Raw genomic sequence first — 15,182 nt, forward strand, 5'->3', positions numbered from 1 at the left:
GAACCGGGCCGGTCCCCACGGACCGGCCTGCCCAGGGCCCGGCGGGTGTTCCCCTGCCGCCGGGCCCTTTCGGGCGATTCGCGGCGGCGGCGATCCCGTGGTACTCTCGCGCTTGTGGGGTGGGCCTCGGTGAAAACCGCAAGCGAGAGGGAAACCACCATGTCCGACCGGATCGACGAAGCGAAGCTGCACGCCTTCATCGGCAAGATGCTGGGCGACCTTGGCGGCGCGATGAGCGTGCCGACCGTGCGAATCGGCATCAGGCTCGGCCTGTTCGAGGCCCTGGCCGGATCGCCCGCCACGGCGGGGGAACTGGCCGAACGCGCGGGCGGGCTGCATCCGCGTTACGTGCGCGAATGGGCGCTGGCCCAGGCGGCGGGCGGCTATGTCGACTACGATCCCGCGAGCGAGCGCTTCAGTCTCTCGCGCGAACAGGCGATGGTTTTTGTCGTGAAGGACAGCCCGGTCTACCTTGCCGGAGCCTATGAACTGGTGGCGGCGATGATCGAGGCCGAGCCGCGCGTCGAACAGTGCTTCCGCGACGGCCGCGGGGTGCGCTGGGGCGACCATGCCGGGTGCCTGTTCTGCGCGACCGGGGCCTTCTTCCGCCCCGGTTACGTCAACAACATCGTCCAGAACTGGATCCCGGCGCTCGACGGGGTGGAGGCGCGGCTGCAGGCCGGGGCCAACGTGGCGGACGTCGGCTGCGGGGTCGGTTTCTCCACCCTGCTGATGGCCGAGGCCTGGCCGCAGAGCCGGTTCGTCGGCTTCGATTTTCACGAACCCTCGATCGCCGAGGCGCGGCGCCATGCCCGCGCGCACGGAATGGAGGACCGCGTCCGCTTCGAAGTCGCGAGTGCCAAGGAGATCGCCGAGAGCGGGTTCGATCTCGTGACCATGTACGATTGCCTGCACGACATGGGCGATCCGCGCGGCTGCGCGCAGCACGTGCGCGGCATGCTGGCGCCGGGCGGGCACTGGATGGTGGTGGAGCCGATCGCCGGGGACAGCCCGGAGCAGAACCTCAACCCGGTCGGTCGGCTCTATTACAATGCCTCGACGATGATCTGCGTGCCGACCTCGCTCGATCAGGAAGTGGGCGAGGGGCTGGGCGCGCAGGCGGGCGAGGCGCGCATCGCCGCGATCATGCGCGAGGCGGGCTTCGGCAGCGTGCGCCGGGCGACGGAAGGACCGTTCAACATGGTGCTGGAAGCGGCCTAGGTCGCTGGCCCGTCTTTCTGGTCCATCTGGCGCCTCCATCTGGTGGCCAGCCCGGTGCCTTGGGGCCGCCGCCTAGCCGCCTAGTTGGCAAGCGTGATCGAGATGCGGCGGTTGCGCGGGTCGTGGGGGTCCTGCGGGATCAGCAGTTCCTGGTCGGCGACGCCTTCGATGCGCTTGAAACGGTCCGCCGGCACGCCGTCCCGGATGAGCTGCTGGCGGGTGGCTTCGGCGCGCCCGGCCGAGAGGGACCAGTTGTTGCCGGGAACCCCGTCGCGATAGGGGACCGCGTCGGTGTGGCCGCGGATCGTCAGGGCGCCGCCGTCCGGCCCCACCGCCTCGCTGATCGCGGTCAGCAACTGGAGCGCCTGCGGGGTCAGGATCGTCGTGCCGAGCTGGAACATCGAGAAGTCGGCATCGTCGACCATGTCGATCCGCACGCCCTCGGTGGTGTCGACCATGCGCAGGTTCTTGGCGAGACGGCGCAGGGCCTCGGTCGACTGGAGCTTGCGCGACAGCGCCTCCTTGGCGCGCGAGACCCGCTTGATCTTGGTGCCGCCCTCGCGGTTGCCGCCGGTGGTGTCGCGCGGGACGGTGATGGTCTTGGTGCCGGTGCCCCCGGCATGGGGCAGGTTGTCCTTCTCGGTCAGCGACGAGCCGCCGAGCAGGCCGTTGCCCGAACCCGCGCTGCCCTGCTTGGTCTTCACCAGCGTCGGCGAGAAATAGTCGGCAATGCCCTTGCGCTGCTTTTCGGTGGTGGCGCCGACGATCCACAGCAGCAGGAAAAACGCCATCATCGCGGTCACGAAGTCGGCATAGGCGACTTTCCAGGCGCCGCCGTGATGGCCGCCGGCCACCACCGTCACTTTCTTGACGATGATCGGCTTGGGGGCTTCCTTGGGTTTCTTGCTGGCCATCCGGTGTTCTCAGCGCCCGCGCATGGCGTCGAGCAGTTCGGACAGGCCCGGGCGGAACGCATGGCCCAGCCCCGAGCGCGCCGATTCCACCACCAGCGGCTGCGGCCAGCCGTGGAGGCTGGCGATGATGACCTGCTTCACCGCCTGGAAGATCTGCTCGTCCTGCTCGTTGATCTGCTTGAGGCGACCCGCCATCGGCGCGACGATGCCATAGGCGAGCAGCACGCCCATGAAGGTGCCGACCAGCGCCGAGCCGATCATCCCGCCCAGCACCGAGGGCGGCTTGTCGATCGAGCCCATCGTCTTCACCACGCCCAGCACGGCGGCGACGATACCCAGAGCGGGCAGCGAATCCGCCAGGTTCTGCAAGGCGTGCTGCGGCTCGTGATGCTCGTGGAAATGGGTCTTCATCGCATTGTCCATGACATCCTCGACCGCGTGGACTTCCAGCGTGCCCGAGGAGACGACGATCAGGGTCAGTGTGTCGCAGATCAGGTGGACCAGCGCCTCGTTCGCCAGCAGCCGGGGAAACTCGGCGAAGAGCGTGGAGCTTTGCGGCTCGTTGACATGGCTTTCGAGCGCGACCGGGCCTTCCGAGCGGAGCAGCTTCATCAGCCTGACGGTGAGGATGATGGCGTCGACATGGTCCTGCTTGTTGTGGCGCGGGCCCTTGAACACTTTGCCCAGGCCCCCGCCCAGCGCCTTGATCTCGTGCATCGAGTTGCCGGTGACGATCGCGCCGATGGCGGCGCCGCCGATGATCAGCATCTCGTGCGGGATCGCGTGCATGACCGGGCCGAGCGCGCCGCCGGTCATGGCAAAGCCGCCGAATACCATCACCAGCAGGATGACGACGCCGATGATTGCGAACATGGTTAACGTGTCCCCCCGAAAGGAAACCCGGCCATCCCCGCTGGCCGGGTCGTGAAATCAGCCGAGCTGGCTGAAGAGGTTGAGCGAAGCGAGCTTGCCGAACGTGGCTTGCGAGGCCTCCAGCACGGTCATGGTCTCCTGCAACTGGGCGATGGTGGTGGCGAGATCCGCCGCGCCGATGTCGGATTCCTCGGTCGAGCGCAGCGCCGAGAGGTCGGTGCGGCGATCGCCGGTCACCTCGATCCAGGCGAGCCGGGTGCCGATCACGGTCTGCCCGGTGGTCAGCGAATCGAGCCCGGTCTTGAGGTCGGTGAGCGCGGCGGCGGCAGCGCCGGTCGGATCGCTCGCGGCGCCCTGCAGTGCCTCGGCAAGGTTCCTGACCACCGCGAGCAGGTCGGTCGCGCTGCCGCCCGAGCCGGTGAAGGAGAGGAATTCCGGCCCGGTCATCGAGCGGGTGACGCTCTGCCCTTCGCCCAGCGGCAGGGTGCCCGAACTGGCGGTGCCGACATAGACCGCGTTGCCCGCGGCATCGAGCGAATAGGCATCGCCCGAACTGGCCCCGCCGAACAGCGCATGGCCGTTGGAATCGCGGGCATTGGCGAGCGCGAGCAGGTTGGTGAAGATCTGGTCGAGTTCGGCGCCGATCGAGCTGCGCTGGTCGTCGGACAAGGTGGAGTTCGACGCCTGCGTTGCCAGTTCCTGTGCGCGGATCAGCGCATCCGCCATGTCCGACATCGCCGAATCGGCCAGCGAGAGGTCGGCATTGGCGCGCTCGGCATTGCTCTGGTCGATGTCCGATAGCGCCTCCAGCCGCGACAGCGTGCGCAGCCGCGAGGCGGCGACCGGGTTGTCCGAGGAGCGATCGATCTTCTGCCCGCTCGACAGCTGCGACTGGTAGTTCTCGGCCTGGGTGCGCAAGTCCTTGATGTCGCGGCGCGACCTTTCGAAAAAGGCGGCGGTGCTGGTCGAGACGATCGTCATGACGTGAACAACATGGCACGGGCTCCGGTCGGACTAGCGGATCGAGAGGATGGAATCGAAGATGTCGGAGGCCACCTGCATGACCCGGCCATTGGCCTGGTAGGCCTGCTGGAAGCGGGTGAGGTTGACCGCTTCCTGGTCGAGATCGACGCCGGACTGCGCCTCCAGCGCGACCTTGGCGCTGCCGGCGATCGACTGGAGCGCATCGCGGGTGACGCTGCGCCCGGCCACCGCGCTGGAAATGCCGAACAGCAGCGAGTTCATGCCGCCCGCCGGGTCGGCGCTGTCGAGGGCGCTGCGCATGGCCTCGAGGTTGGATGCATCGCGGCTGTTGGCGCCGGCGCCGGCCGGGGCGGTGGCGATCTGGCTGCCGCTGGCGAGGGCGATGGCCATGCTGGCGGCATCGCTGCCGGAAAACATCGGCTGGCCGGAATTGCCGTTGAGGTCCACGCCCGAGGCTTGCGCGCCGTTGACGGCGGTGATGATGCCGGCGGCGATGGTGTCGAGCTGGCCGCGCACGTTGGCGAGTTCGGCGAGTGCCTGGTTCTTGCCGGCGATCGAGCCCGAGGCGATAGCCGCCGCTGTCCCGCCGAGCGTGAAGGTCAGGGTGCCGTCGCTGGCCGTCGCCATGGCCAGGCTCGCGGCGGTGCCGCCGCTGACGAGGTCGGGACCGCTGCTGCCGCCCAGGCGCAGCGCGACGGTGCCGTCGCCGGCAAAGGTCGTCGAGGTATCGACGTAAGTGCTGATCTTCTCGAGCAGCGAATCGCGCTGGTCGAGCAGGCTCGACTGGTCGCTCGACGAATCCGACGCGCGCGAGAGGCGCAAGTTCACGCGAGCGAGTTCGGCGGCCAGCGTGTTGACCTGGTCGACCCCGTCCTGCGCCTCGAACCGCAGCCCTTCGCCGGCGGCATCGAGGCTGGAGGCGGCCGTGTTGATGGTCTGGGCCAAGGTGCGCCCCTGTTCCAGCGCGGAGGCGCGCAGCGAACCGTCGACCGGATCGGACAGCAATTGCTTCAGCGCCGCCTCGAAATCGACGATCGAGGTATAGACCCCGGTCTGCTCGACCGCGGCCTCGACGTTCTCCAGCCCCTGCACTTCGGCATCGGCGCGGGAGGCGTCGGCACCGGTGCGGCGCACTTCCGACTGGCGGAACATGTCGGCGTTGCGCACGATGCCGGCAACCCGCACCCCCGCCAGGTTGATCGCGGTGGGCGCGGCGCTGACCGAATTGACCGCCAGTTCGGCGAGCGAGACGCTGCGCCGGACATAGCCGTCGGACGAGGCGTTCGAGATGTTCTGCGCGGTGATGTCGAGCGCCGCCCGGGCGGCGCGGGCGCCCGAATTGGCGATGGCGATGAGGTCGGCGGCCATGGCTTATGCGGCTCCCTCTCCGGCTGGCGCGGGTGTGGACGCGGGTGTGGACGCGGGTGTGGGCGCGGCTGTGGGTGTGGGGGTGGGCGCAGGTGCGGCGCCGTTCTGCGTGGCGGGCAGGAACCGCGCCATCTGCGCCTCGAGAATGGCGGCAAGGCCCAGCGTGCCGCTCTGCGCGGTGACGTCGGCGAAATGCTCGTCCTGCATCTGGCGGAAGGTGTCGAGCGCCTGGCTGCCGAACAGCGCATCGCCGCCGAAATCGGCCTTGCGCGCGGCGGCCAGCATCTGGCGCACGAACATCGCCTCGAACTGCTTTGCCGTGGCGGACAGCCTGTCGCGGTCGCTGGCGGCAGGAGGCGGCGTGAGACCGGAAAGCGGGGGCGCGATCATGCTCATATCACCACCATCTCCGCCTTGAGCGCGCCCGCCTGCTTGAGCGCTTCGAGGATCGCCACGAGGTCGGACGGGGTGACGCCGAGCAGGTTCAGCGCATCGACCACCTTGGCCAGCGAGGCGCCGCCCTTGAACAGCATGACCGCGCGCTTTTCCTCGTCGACCGAGAGTGTGGAGTTCTGCTCCACCGCCGTCCTGCCCTGGCTGAAGGGCGCGGGCTGGACGACGGTGGGGCGTTCCTCGACCCTGACGGTGAGCTTGCCGTGGCTGATCGCGGCAGGCGAGAGCCGCACGGCGGAATTGATGACGACCGTGCCGGTGCGGCTGTTGACGACAACCCGCGCCGGGGTCTCGGCGGGGTCGACGTCGATCATCTCGATCGCGGCCATGACGCTGGCGCGGGTGTCGGGTTCGGGGGGCAGGCGCAGCGCCAGCGTCACCCCGTCCTCGACCGAGGCCGTGCCCGGCAGGCGGCGGTTGATCGCATCGCGCACCCGCGCGGCGGTGAGGAAGTCGGCATCGAACAGGTTCCAGCGCAGCACCGCATTGCTGTCGAACCCGGTGGCGACCGCCCGCTCCACGCTGGCACCCTCGGCGATGCGGCCCACGGTCGGGATGTTGACGGTGACGTTGGAGCCGTCCTTGCCCGAGATGCCGAGCCCGCCCACCGCCAGGTTGCCTTGCGCCATCGCGTAGATCTGGCCGTCGGCCCCGTAGAGAGGGGTCATGATCAGCGCGCCGCCGCGCAGTGACTTGGCCTTGCCGATGGTCGAGACGGTCACGTCGATGCGCTGGCCCGGCTTGGCGAAGGCGGGCAGGTCGGCGGTGACCATGACGGCGGCGGCGTTCTTGAGGCCGGGCGAGACGCCGGCGGGCAGGGTTAGGCCCATGCGGCCCGACACCCCCTTCATCGCCTGCGTCAGGTATTCGAGGTTGTCGTCTCCCGAGCCGGGCAGGCCGACCACGATGCCGTAGCCGGTCAGCTGGTTCTGGCGCACGCCCTGGAACTGGCCGAGGTCGCGCACCCGCTCGGCATGGGCGTGGACGGGGGCGAGGAAGGCGATCAGCGCGATCATGCCGAGCAGCAGCAGCACCGGCACCGACACGGTGACCAGCCGGCTGGGCGGGATCGGGGGGAGATCGGGATCGTGGAGCATCAGAACGGCGAGATCATGTTGAAGAACTGGCCGAGCCAGCCCTGCCGCCCGGCGCGCATGATCGCGCCCTTGCCGGTATATTCGATCTGCGCGTCGGCCACCCGGGTCGAGGCGACCTGGTTGTCCGCGTCGATGTCGGCGAGGCGCACGATGCCCGAGAAGCGGACCCATTCGTCGCCTTGGCTGACCAGCATCTTCTTCTCTCCTTTGACGAGGGCGGTGCCGTTGGCACGCACTTCGGCGATGGTGACGGACAGCGTGGCGACCAGCGTACTGGTCTGCGCGGCATTGCCCTGACCATTGAACGACGAGGTGGAGCCGGCGTTAAGCGCGTTGGGATTGAGGAAGGACAGCGGCCCCGCGGTCGGCGGGGTGATCGCGGCGCTGCCGCCTTTCTGGCTCTTGGAGCTGACGGTCTTGGCGGCGGTGGTCGTCTCCACCAGCAGGATCGTCACCGGATCGCCGATGCGCGCGGCGCGGGTGCCGCTGTAGAGCGGGGCATAGCCGGCGGAGACGTTGAAGATGCCGCCGCTCGCCTCGCCCGGCATTGCGGAGGGCAGAGTGGCGGGCGGCAGGGCGGCGGGCGGAAGGGTCGCTTCGAACCCGCTCGGCCTGGGCTTCTTGCGGGCAAGGGCAGGCGGAGCGGCCAGCAGGGCCAGCGCCGATGCGGCCAGCAGGAGGGCGCGCGCGGCCATCGTCACAGCGTCTGGTTGGCGTTGCGCAGCATCTCGTCGACCGCCGAGATCATCTTTGAGTTGATCTCGTAGGCGCGCTGCGTCTCGATCATGTCGACCAGTTCCTCGACGACGTTGACGTTCGAGGCCTCCAGCATGCCCTGCCGGATCTGGCCGCGTCCGTCCTGCCCGGCGATGCCCAGCTGGACCGGGCCGCTGGCGGCGGTCTCGAGCAGGAAGTTGTCCGAGGCGGCCTGGAGCGCTGCCGGGTTGGTGAAGCTGGCGATGGTGATCTGGCCGAGCTGGCTGGGGTCGGCCTGTCCCGCGAGCTGCGCCGAGACGGTGCCGTCCTGCGAGACGGTGACCGAGGTCGCGCCTTCGGGAACGGTGATCGGCGGCTGGACCACGTATCCCTGTGTCGTCACCAGCTGGCCTTCGGAGGAGCGGGTGAAATTGCCCGCGCGGGTATAGGCGAGCTGGCCGCCGGGCAGGCTGATCTGGAAGTAGCCGTCGCCGTCGAGCGCAAGGTCGAAGGTGTTGTTGGTGGTCTGCAGCGAGCCTTGCGTGTCGATCCGCGAGGTCGACTGCACGGCGACCCCGGTGCCGAGGTTGAGCCCGGTGGCATAGACCGTCTCGGTCGACGACTGGGCGCCGGCGACACGCGCGTCCTGGTAGGCGAGCGTCGCGAAGTTGGCGCGATCGCGCTTGAACGAGGTGGTCGAGACATTGGCGAGGTTGTTGGCGATCACGCGCATGCGCGTGTCCTGGGCCTCGAGACCGGTACGGGCGACCTGAAGTGCGGAACTGGGCATGGCTTGCTATCCTCAGCTGTCGATGCGCATGAGCCGGACACCGCCCTCGTCGACCTGACGGGCGGTCTCGACCAGCTTGGTGCGCATTTCGAAGAGGCGCTGCGCCGAGATCATTTCGACGAGTACCTCCGAAGGGTTGACGTTGGACTGTTCGAGAGCCCCGGGAATTACCTGGGCATTTTCATCCATCGGCAGGGCTCCCCCCGGGGCGCCGCCGATCACGCGGAAATTGCCTTCGAGGTCCTTGGCGATCTGGCTGCCGGCGGGGCTCACCAGCTTCAGCCGGTCCACCCGCTGCGGCGGCTGGTCGGGCGTCGCCGGATCGGCAACGAGGATGCCGCCGTCCTCGGCAATCGTCACCGTGCCGCCGGGCGGGATGGAGATCGGCCCGGCATCGCCGATCACCGGCAGGCCGTCGCCGTTCTGCAGCACCCCGGTCGCGGTGATCGAGAGGTCGCCGCGCCGGGTGTAGACCTCCTGTCCGTCGCCCGCCTGCACCGCCAGCAGCGCCTCGCCCTGCAGCGCGACGTCGAGCGGATGGCCGGTGCGGTTGATCTCGCCCGGCTTCATCGAGGCCCCGGTGACCGCGGTGCCGGACAGCGCGCGCACTTCCAGTTGCGGGCCCTCCAGCGTCATCGGCGTGGCCTGCAGGATCTCCGACTTGAAGCCGATGGTCTGGGCATTGGCCATGTTGCTGGCGGTCACCCGCTCGCGGTTGAGCGAGGCGTTGAGCCCGGAGACGGCGGTATAGATCAGGCGGTCCATGGTTCAGCGGCCCCGCGTCAGGTGCGCAAGTTGATGATCGTCTGGGAGATCTGCGTGGCGGTATCGACGGCCTTGGCATTGGCCTGGAAATCGCGCTGGGCGGTGATCAGCGAGACCAGTTCCTCGGCCAGATCGACGTTGGAACGTTCGAGCGATCCGGCCAGCAGCGAACCGTAGAGCCCCGAACCCGGCTGGCCGTAAGTGGCCGCGCCGGAAATGCCGGTGGCCTTCCAGCTGGCATTTCCCAGCTGCTTGAGCCCGGTCGGGGCGATGAACGAGGCCAGCGCCAGCACGCCGACGGTGGTGTTGGAGCCGTCGGCATAAGTGGCGACGACCTGCCCGGTGGAACTGATGGTGACGCCCGCGAATTCGGAGCCGGCGGTGTTGGTCGAGGGGATCTGCGCGCTTTGCAGCGTGGTCGAGGAGATCGCCCCGGTGGAATCGACCGGGAAGACCTGGAGCCGCGACCCCTGCGCGTTCTTGACGTAGCCGTTGCCGTCGACCGAGAACGAGCCGGCGCGGGTATATTCGGTCTGGCCGGAGGTGGGCGAGACCACCGTGAAGAAACCCTCGCCGTTGATGGCGACGTCAAGCGCCGAGCCGGTCTGTTCGATCGGGCCGAGCGAGAACTCCTGCTTGATCGAGGAGACGCGGGCGCCGATGCCCACAGTCAGCGCCGGGTCGGTGAGGATCGAGGCCGAGACGATGTCGGCGAACGAGGCATCGCTTTTCTTGAAGCCGTCGGTTTCCGAGTTGGCGATGTTGTGGGCGATGACCGAGAGGTCGGTCTGGGCGTTCTTGAGCCCGGTGAGCGAGGTGTAGAAGGACATCGTGGTCTCCTGCGAAGAGGGGGGTCAGGCGGCGGCCGAAGAGGTGTCTGCGGAACCCGTGTCTCCGGAACCGGTGTCTGCGCTCGCCGTCGCCGCGCTCACCAGTTCGGCGAGCGAGGCCTGGGTGGCGGCCTGTGCTGCGGTCTGGGCGGAGACCAGGGTGTCGAGCTTGGACGAGATCGTGCTCAGCGTGTCCGCCATCGTCGTGGTGGAGGCGAGCGAGGAGAACTGCGCCATCTGCGCCAGCATCTCGGTCTGGTCCATCGGGTTGAACGGGTCCTGCTGCTGCATCTGGGTCATCATCAGCTTCAGGAAATCGCCCTGGTCGAGGTCGGCCAGAGAAGTCTTGGCGGCCGAGGTCTTGGCGGCCGAGGTCGAGGCGGTCGTGCTGCTGGTGTTGGTGATGGTGGTGACGGTCATTTCATCCTCACGGTGTCGAGCATGAGCTGCTTGGCGGTCGAGAGGGCCTCGACCAGGTTCTGGTACTGGCGAGAGGCTTCGAGCATCTCGACCATCTCGGCATTCTCGTCGACGGGGGCGACCCAGACGTCGCCGTTGGCATCGGCCAGCGGGTGGCCGGGGCTGTGCTGGCGCACCGCGGCGGCCTGCTCGCGCTGGACCGCCTGGACATCGACCGAGGCGAGGCCGCTGGCGGCGTCGAGGTCCTCGGCAAAGACCGCGCGGATCGGCTTGTAGGCCCCCTGTTCGCTGCCCGCGACCGAACCCGCGTTGGCCAGGTTCGAGGCGGCCGCGTTCATGCGCACGAGCTGGGCCGACATCGCCCGCTGCGCGAGCGCGAACATCGTCATCGGCGGCTGCCCTCCGCTTGCCTGCCCGCCGCCTGCCCGTTCGCCCGCCATCGTCAGTCGCCCCTCAAGGCGCGCGTCACGGTGTCGACGCGGGCGCGGATGAATTGCAGCGTGGCCGAATAGCCCACCGCGTTTTCGGAAAAGGCGATCTGCTCGTTCTGGAGCTCCACCGTGTTGCCGTCGAGCGAGGGCATGACCGGGACGCGGAACTGCGTGGCGCGGTCGGCGGCGGCGGCGAGGGGGCCGCCGGCCTCGGCGGACTTCAGCGCGGCGGTGAAGTCGATGTCCCTCGCCTTGTAGCCGGGGGTGGCGGCATTGGCGATGTTCGAGGCGATCAGGCCCATGCGCCGGGAGCGCAGCTCCAGCGCCTCGGCATGAATCCCGAACAGGTCCTGCGGCATCGTGACTGGCTCCTCAAGGCGTGGGCCCCGTTCACAGCAAGGGGCGTGCCAGTTGCCGGATCGCCGGATTCCGGGCGGCAGCGGGCGGAAGGCGCGGCGGCGGGGCGGCAAGCGCTTGCCGGTTCCGGCAAATCGCCGCCTCCGCCTGAAACCTGCCGGGGCGTGCCGTTCTTTGCCTCGAAGGGAGAATGGGCGCGTGATCGATCCGCATAACCTGCTCGACACCACCAGCGCGGTGATCGTTGTCGGCGGCACCGTGCTGGCGACCCTGCTGCGCTGCGGGATTGCCGATAGCCTGGCCGCCTGCAGGGCGCTGCGCGGGCTGTTCCGGCGCCGTTTCTCGGCGGCGCGGGCGCGGACCGGCCTCGCCGTCCACATCCAGGAGATGCAGCGCGACGGGGTGATCCGCACCGAGCCCTACCGGACCGGCGATGCCGAATTCGACGAGGCGACCAGCCTGCTGATCGGCAAACGCTCGATCGAGGCGCTGCATGTCGCCCATGCGCTCCACAAGCAGCGCCGCGTCGAGGCGACCCAGCGGGCGGTGCGTTCGCTCAACCAGGCGGCGGACCTTTCGCCGGTGTTCGGGCTGGCGGGGACGCTGGTCTCGCTCAGCCAGTTGCCGACCGGCGCCGCGGCGGAGGGGGACTTCACCGGGGCGATCTCGCTGGCGGTGCTGACCACGCTTTATGGCTTGCTGCTGGGCAATATCGTGTTTGCCCCGCTGGCCCGGATGGTCGCGCGCCGGGCGGTGGAGGAAGAGCACGAGCGTCAGCGCGTGCTCGACTGGCTGGAGGCACAGGTGATCGACGCGCTGCCCAGCAGCGCGCGGTCCGCGCGGGCTTCGCAGGTCTCGGCGGCGATGGAGGCCGTACCCGGCGGTGCGCCCGAACCGGCGGCCGAGGTGGAACTGGAGGACGGCGAGGAAAGCCGGCCGGACGGAGAATGGCCTTGGTGAGCGCGCGCACCGCGACGAGCTGGCAGACGTCGCTGGCCGATCTCTCGCTGATCCTGTTCATGCTGATGGCGGCGGCCCTGGCGCATCGGCCGGCGCCGCCGCGCACGGACGCGACAACGCAAACCGCCCCCCCCGATAGCGCCCACCCCCAAGCCCCTTCCGCGCAGGGCGAGCCCCTGGCGCTCTATATCGCCGCTCCGGGGGCGCCGCCGCTGGCGCGCTGGCTCGAGAGCCAGCCGCGCGATCCCCGCCAGCAATTGACCGTGACCCTGGCCTATGGTCCCGGTGCCGAGGCGAAGGCACTGGAAACGGCTGCGGCGCTGGTGCGGGAGCAGGGCGATTCCCTGGCTTCGGCGCGCATCGTCATCGAACCGGGCCCGGGGCCCGGAGTGGCGCCCTTGCGCGCGGCGCTCGCCTTCGACGCGCCTCCACGGGAGGCGCCAGCAGGGGTGGCACGAAGTTTGCGTCGCGCCGGCGAACAGACCAGCCACGGACGCCCGCCACGATGACCCTTGCCATGCTTGCCCTTGCCGCTGCCGCCTCGGGCGGTTTTGCCGATCTCGATGCGATCGACCGTCAGGTCGCGGCCTTTACCGGCATGCCGATCGGCGAGATCGGCGGTGCTCTCGGGCCGGTCGACCGCCGCTTGCGGCTGGCACCCTGCCATAGCGGCATGGCGCTGTCCTGGCGGGGAAGCGCGCGCGATGGCGGGCAGGACAGCGTGGTGGTGCAATGCGGCGATGTCGGAGGCTGGCGGCTGTTCGTGCCGGTGCGCCGTCCGGCGGCGGCGGCTGCCGATGTCCCGATCGCGCCGGTGATCCGGCGCGGCGATGCGGTGGCCATCGCGGTGGCCGGGGAGGGGTTTACCGTGACCCAGCCCGGCATGGCGCTGGAAGCGGGCGGGCCGGGCGACTGGATCCGCGTGCGGCCGCTGGCGGCGGCGAGTGCGGCGGGGCGCGGCCAGGAACTGCGGGCGCAAGTCACCTCGCCCGGCACGGTCTCGCTGCCAATTCCCTGAAATCATGTCCGTTGCGCCGGCTCTGCGCAGATACCCGGAGCCGCTGCGGGCGGGGGACTTAAAACTTTGTGCGCCGCACCGTTCTTCGCTGTGGAATTTGTGAAGGAGCGGCACCATGCCACCTATCGAAGTGGGACCTGCGGGCGCGGTCGGCGCCGCCAGTGCACGGCTTGCCCGCACGGCGGCCGGTGAATCATCGTCCGGCGCAAACGGCGTCACCGTCAGTTCGGAAGCCAGCGCCGCGCGGGCGACCGCGCCCGCGGCCAGCACCGCGGTCGAAGCCAGCGCGGCGCTCGATCCGGGCCAGATCCCGGTCGACACCGACCGGGTCGAACTGATCCGCAAGGCCGTCCAGGCGGGGACCTACCCGGTCATCCCGACCCAGATCGCCGATGCCATGATCGCAGCCCAGGTGCTGCTGTGGAGCCACGAGGGATGACCCAGTCCGACATCAGCCTGGCCCCGCCGCCGGAACTGCACGAAGCCCTGCGGCAAATGCTTGCCGTTCTGGAATGCGAGCGGCAGGCGCTTGCCGGTCTCGACCTCGATGCCATCGTGGGCGTGACCCAGGCGAAGGACCGGCTCTGCGGCACCCTGGACAGCGCCGGGATCATCGAGCTCGACGAGGAATGCCGGGGCATGCTCGAAACCGCGCGGCGGCTCAACGAGGTCAACCGGCAGGTGCGCAACATCATCGCGGCCAATGTCGCCAAGCGCCTGGACGTGCTGACCGGCACATCCCGGCTCTACCGTGCCGGGGCGAGCTATACGCTGGCCGGTGCGGCCATCGTTACCGGGCGCGGTTGAACGCGGGGCGGCGCGCGCCAGCCTCGGCCGGACGGGCCAGCCTCCCGCGGGATGAGACCGCCTCCGCTGCCCCGTCTGGCACGGCTCTTGCTGAAACGCTCCCGGAACGATCCGGATCGGGAGCGAGGCGTTGAGCTCAGGACAAGTTACCGGCGCGAATGGCACAGGGGGTGTCGGCACCACCGTGACAGCCGGGAATCCGGCGAAGGGAAGCGCGGTCCAGGCGGCGATCGCCCGGGCGGCGCAGGCCACCGGCGTCGATTTCCGCTACCTCCTGGCGCAGGCCAGGCTCGAATCCAGCCTCGACCCTTCCGCCCGTGCCGCCACGTCGAGTGCGACCGGCCTGTTCCAGTTCACCGACGGCACCTGGCTCCAGACCCTCGGGCGGCACGGCGGCGACCACGGCATGGCCTGGGTGCAGCAGGCCATTGCCGGCGGCGATCCGGCGATGCGCGCGCAAGTCCTGGGGCTGCGCTACGATGCCGATGCCTCGGCGCTGATGGCCGCCGAACTCGCCAGCGACAACAAGGCCGGGCTGACCGCCCAGCTCGGCCGCGAGCCGGATTCGACCGAACTCTACCTCGCCCATTTCCTCGGCATCGGCGGTGCCGGCCAGTTCCTCTCGGCGCTGTCGCGCGACCCCGCCCGCAGCGCCGCCTCGGTGCTGCCGCGCGCCGCCGCCGCCAATCCGGCGATCTTCTACGCCGATGGCGGGGCGCGCAGCCTCGAAGGGGTCATGGCGCTGATGCGCGGCAAGGTGAACGGCGCGATGCGGCAGGGGGAGGGGCTGGGGCTGGGAGAGGGCGTTCCCTCGCCCGATGCCCTGGCCGCGTCGGCGTCGCCGCGCATCGGCTACGAGGCGGTCGCCGCCGAATCGTCGGGCCTTGCCGTGGGGGGCGTTACCTTGGGCGGCGCCGTCACGGCGGGAGTCGCCACGGCGGGCGGGCCGGTCGCCCGCGCCTTTCGTGCCCGCGCCGCGCAGCCGGTGCCGGCGGCGGGCGGGAGCGGCGCGTCGATGGCGGATACGCTGCAGAGCATGTTCAGCGCCGCCGGAGTTGCGGCACCGGCCAATGTCCGCGCCGCCTATGCCCGGCTTGCGGGGCTGGGCCTGTGACTGCCCCGCTCCTGGCTCCTCTCCTGCCCCCCCTTTTCGCCCGCCTCGGCAATCCGGCGGCGGCGGCGCTGCCCGCCGGGATCC

20 protein-coding genes are annotated in these 15,182 nt (G+C 69.7%); 7 read left to right on the top strand and 13 right to left on the bottom strand.

Annotated features, from left to right (window positions below; translation table 11 throughout):
• The first annotated feature begins 159 nt into the window (after nucleotides 1-159).
• A complete protein-coding gene (locus DM450_RS18105; RefSeq protein ID WP_142637160.1) occupies nucleotides 160-1,221 on the top strand; it encodes a class I SAM-dependent methyltransferase in 1,062 nt (353 codons plus the stop codon).
• 80 nt (nucleotides 1,222-1,301) lie between these two features.
• Here the strand turns inward: DM450_RS18105 and DM450_RS18110 are convergent, their stop codons facing one another.
• The 13 genes from DM450_RS18110 to flgB all read right to left on the bottom strand — a co-directional run bounded on the left by DM450_RS18110 (nucleotide 1,302) and on the right by flgB (nucleotide 11,201).
• Complete coding sequence (locus DM450_RS18110; protein WP_142637162.1) at nucleotides 1,302-2,135, bottom strand: flagellar motor protein MotB; 834 nt, start codon at nucleotides 2,133-2,135, stop codon at nucleotides 1,302-1,304.
• Between the two features lie 9 nt (nucleotides 2,136-2,144).
• Nucleotides 2,145-3,008 carry a flagellar motor stator protein MotA gene (motA, locus tag DM450_RS18115; protein WP_142637164.1) on the bottom strand — a complete coding sequence of 288 codons (864 nt, stop codon included), beginning with the start codon at nucleotides 3,006-3,008 and terminating at the stop codon, nucleotides 2,145-2,147.
• 57 nt (nucleotides 3,009-3,065) lie between these two features.
• Nucleotides 3,066-3,989, bottom strand: a complete 924-nt coding sequence (locus tag DM450_RS18120; RefSeq protein ID WP_142637166.1) for a flagellar biosynthesis protein FlgL — start codon at nucleotides 3,987-3,989, stop codon at nucleotides 3,066-3,068.
• A 33-nt stretch (nucleotides 3,990-4,022) separates the two neighbouring features.
• Nucleotides 4,023-5,360 (bottom strand): flagellar hook-associated protein FlgK, encoded by a 1,338-nt coding sequence (gene flgK / locus DM450_RS18125; protein WP_142637168.1) that lies wholly within the window; start codon nucleotides 5,358-5,360, stop codon nucleotides 4,023-4,025.
• Between the two features lie 3 nt (nucleotides 5,361-5,363).
• Nucleotides 5,364-5,756, bottom strand: a complete 393-nt coding sequence (locus DM450_RS18130; RefSeq protein WP_142637170.1) for a rod-binding protein — start codon at nucleotides 5,754-5,756, stop codon at nucleotides 5,364-5,366.
• Nucleotides 5,753-6,829 carry a flagellar basal body P-ring protein FlgI gene (locus DM450_RS18135; protein ID WP_142638093.1) on the bottom strand — a complete coding sequence of 359 codons (1,077 nt, stop codon included), beginning with the start codon at nucleotides 6,827-6,829 and terminating at the stop codon, nucleotides 5,753-5,755. Before DM450_RS18135 ends, DM450_RS18130 begins: the two co-directional genes overlap by 4 nt.
• A gap of 80 nt (nucleotides 6,830-6,909) precedes the next feature.
• Nucleotides 6,910-7,605 carry a flagellar basal body L-ring protein FlgH gene (locus tag DM450_RS18140; RefSeq protein WP_142637172.1) on the bottom strand — a complete coding sequence of 232 codons (696 nt, stop codon included), beginning with the start codon at nucleotides 7,603-7,605 and terminating at the stop codon, nucleotides 6,910-6,912.
• Between the two features lie 2 nt (nucleotides 7,606-7,607).
• Entirely contained in the window at nucleotides 7,608-8,396 is a 789-nt protein-coding gene (gene flgG, locus DM450_RS18145; protein ID WP_142637174.1) for a flagellar basal-body rod protein FlgG, read from the bottom strand.
• A gap of 12 nt (nucleotides 8,397-8,408) precedes the next feature.
• Nucleotides 8,409-9,161: a flagellar basal body rod protein FlgF gene (locus tag DM450_RS18150; RefSeq protein ID WP_142637175.1), complete on the bottom strand. Its 753-nt coding sequence runs from the start codon at nucleotides 9,159-9,161 to the stop codon at nucleotides 8,409-8,411.
• 17 nt (nucleotides 9,162-9,178) lie between these two features.
• A complete protein-coding gene (locus DM450_RS18155; RefSeq protein ID WP_142637177.1) occupies nucleotides 9,179-9,991 on the bottom strand; it encodes a flagellar hook-basal body protein in 813 nt (270 codons plus the stop codon).
• Nucleotides 9,992-10,015: 24 nt separating this feature from the next.
• Nucleotides 10,016-10,411, bottom strand: a complete 396-nt coding sequence (locus tag DM450_RS18160; protein WP_142637179.1) for a flagellar hook capping FlgD N-terminal domain-containing protein — start codon at nucleotides 10,409-10,411, stop codon at nucleotides 10,016-10,018.
• A complete protein-coding gene (gene flgC, locus DM450_RS18165) occupies nucleotides 10,408-10,851 on the bottom strand; it encodes a flagellar basal body rod protein FlgC (RefSeq protein ID WP_142637181.1) in 444 nt (147 codons plus the stop codon). Before flgC ends, DM450_RS18160 begins: the two co-directional genes overlap by 4 nt.
• 2 nt (nucleotides 10,852-10,853) lie before the next feature.
• On the bottom strand, nucleotides 10,854-11,201 hold the full coding sequence (flgB, locus tag DM450_RS18170; RefSeq protein WP_142637183.1) for a flagellar basal body rod protein FlgB: 348 nt from the start codon (nucleotides 11,199-11,201) through the stop codon (nucleotides 10,854-10,856).
• A gap of 196 nt (nucleotides 11,202-11,397) precedes the next feature.
• Between flgB and DM450_RS18175 the strand changes: the two genes are divergently transcribed.
• The 6 genes from DM450_RS18175 to DM450_RS18200 all read left to right on the top strand — a co-directional run bounded on the left by DM450_RS18175 (nucleotide 11,398) and on the right by DM450_RS18200 (nucleotide 15,098).
• A complete protein-coding gene (locus tag DM450_RS18175; RefSeq protein ID WP_260609998.1) occupies nucleotides 11,398-12,159 on the top strand; it encodes a MotA/TolQ/ExbB proton channel family protein in 762 nt (253 codons plus the stop codon).
• A complete protein-coding gene (locus DM450_RS18180; RefSeq protein ID WP_142637185.1) occupies nucleotides 12,156-12,668 on the top strand; it encodes a hypothetical protein in 513 nt (170 codons plus the stop codon). The genes DM450_RS18175 and DM450_RS18180 overlap by 4 nt, the downstream gene beginning before the upstream one ends.
• Nucleotides 12,665-13,177, top strand: coding sequence for a flagella basal body P-ring formation protein FlgA (locus tag DM450_RS18185; RefSeq protein WP_142637187.1), 513 nt, complete (start codon nucleotides 12,665-12,667; stop codon nucleotides 13,175-13,177). The genes DM450_RS18180 and DM450_RS18185 overlap by 4 nt, the downstream gene beginning before the upstream one ends.
• Nucleotides 13,178-13,292: 115 nt before the next feature.
• Complete coding sequence (locus DM450_RS18190; RefSeq protein WP_142637189.1) at nucleotides 13,293-13,616, top strand: flagellar biosynthesis anti-sigma factor FlgM; 324 nt, start codon at nucleotides 13,293-13,295, stop codon at nucleotides 13,614-13,616.
• Entirely contained in the window at nucleotides 13,613-13,984 is a 372-nt protein-coding gene (locus tag DM450_RS18195; RefSeq protein WP_142637191.1) for a flagellar protein FlgN, read from the top strand. Before DM450_RS18190 ends, DM450_RS18195 begins: the two co-directional genes overlap by 4 nt.
• A 184-nt stretch (nucleotides 13,985-14,168) precedes the next feature.
• The gene (locus tag DM450_RS18200) at nucleotides 14,169-15,098 is read left to right on the top strand and encodes a lytic transglycosylase domain-containing protein (RefSeq protein WP_142637193.1); all 930 of its coding nucleotides are present in this window, start codon (nucleotides 14,169-14,171) and stop codon (nucleotides 15,096-15,098) included.
• The last annotated feature ends 84 nt before the right edge of the window (nucleotides 15,099-15,182 follow it).

It is taken from the genome of Sphingomonas sp. IC081 (assembly GCF_006874585.1).
Lineage (GTDB): Bacteria > Pseudomonadota > Alphaproteobacteria > Sphingomonadales > Sphingomonadaceae > Novosphingobium.

Excerpts from the sequence above, each read along its gene's own strand:
- DM450_RS18155 (WP_142637177.1), bottom strand. The coding sequence starts at position 9,991 with ATGTCCTTCTACACCTCGCTCACCGGGCTCAAGAACGCCCAGACCGAC.
- flgG (WP_142637174.1), bottom strand. The coding sequence starts at position 8,396 with ATGCCCAGTTCCGCACTTCAGGTCGCCCGTACCGGTCTCGAGGCCCAG.
- DM450_RS18150 (WP_142637175.1), bottom strand. The coding sequence starts at position 9,161 with ATGGACCGCCTGATCTATACCGCCGTCTCCGGGCTCAACGCCTCGCTC.
- DM450_RS18185 (WP_142637187.1), top strand. The coding sequence starts at position 12,665 with ATGACCCTTGCCATGCTTGCCCTTGCCGCTGCCGCCTCGGGCGGTTTT.
- DM450_RS18110 (WP_142637162.1), bottom strand. The coding sequence starts at position 2,135 with ATGGCCAGCAAGAAACCCAAGGAAGCCCCCAAGCCGATCATCGTCAAG.
- DM450_RS18105 (WP_142637160.1), top strand. The coding sequence starts at position 160 with ATGTCCGACCGGATCGACGAAGCGAAGCTGCACGCCTTCATCGGCAAG.
- DM450_RS18135 (WP_142638093.1), bottom strand. The coding sequence starts at position 6,829 with ATGATCGCGCTGATCGCCTTCCTCGCCCCCGTCCACGCCCATGCCGAG.
- DM450_RS18195 (WP_142637191.1), top strand. The coding sequence starts at position 13,613 with ATGACCCAGTCCGACATCAGCCTGGCCCCGCCGCCGGAACTGCACGAA.
- flgC (WP_142637181.1), bottom strand. The coding sequence starts at position 10,851 with ATGGCGGGCGAACGGGCAGGCGGCGGGCAGGCAAGCGGAGGGCAGCCG.
- DM450_RS18130 (WP_142637170.1), bottom strand. The coding sequence starts at position 5,756 with ATGAGCATGATCGCGCCCCCGCTTTCCGGTCTCACGCCGCCTCCTGCC.
- DM450_RS18140 (WP_142637172.1), bottom strand. The coding sequence starts at position 7,605 with ATGGCCGCGCGCGCCCTCCTGCTGGCCGCATCGGCGCTGGCCCTGCTG.
- DM450_RS18190 (WP_142637189.1), top strand. The coding sequence starts at position 13,293 with ATGCCACCTATCGAAGTGGGACCTGCGGGCGCGGTCGGCGCCGCCAGT.
- motA (WP_142637164.1), bottom strand. The coding sequence starts at position 3,008 with ATGTTCGCAATCATCGGCGTCGTCATCCTGCTGGTGATGGTATTCGGC.
- flgB (WP_142637183.1), bottom strand. The coding sequence starts at position 11,201 with ATGCCGCAGGACCTGTTCGGGATTCATGCCGAGGCGCTGGAGCTGCGC.
- DM450_RS18120 (WP_142637166.1), bottom strand. The coding sequence starts at position 3,989 with ATGACGATCGTCTCGACCAGCACCGCCGCCTTTTTCGAAAGGTCGCGC.
- flgK (WP_142637168.1), bottom strand. The coding sequence starts at position 5,360 with ATGGCCGCCGACCTCATCGCCATCGCCAATTCGGGCGCCCGCGCCGCC.
- DM450_RS18160 (WP_142637179.1), bottom strand. The coding sequence starts at position 10,411 with ATGACCGTCACCACCATCACCAACACCAGCAGCACGACCGCCTCGACC.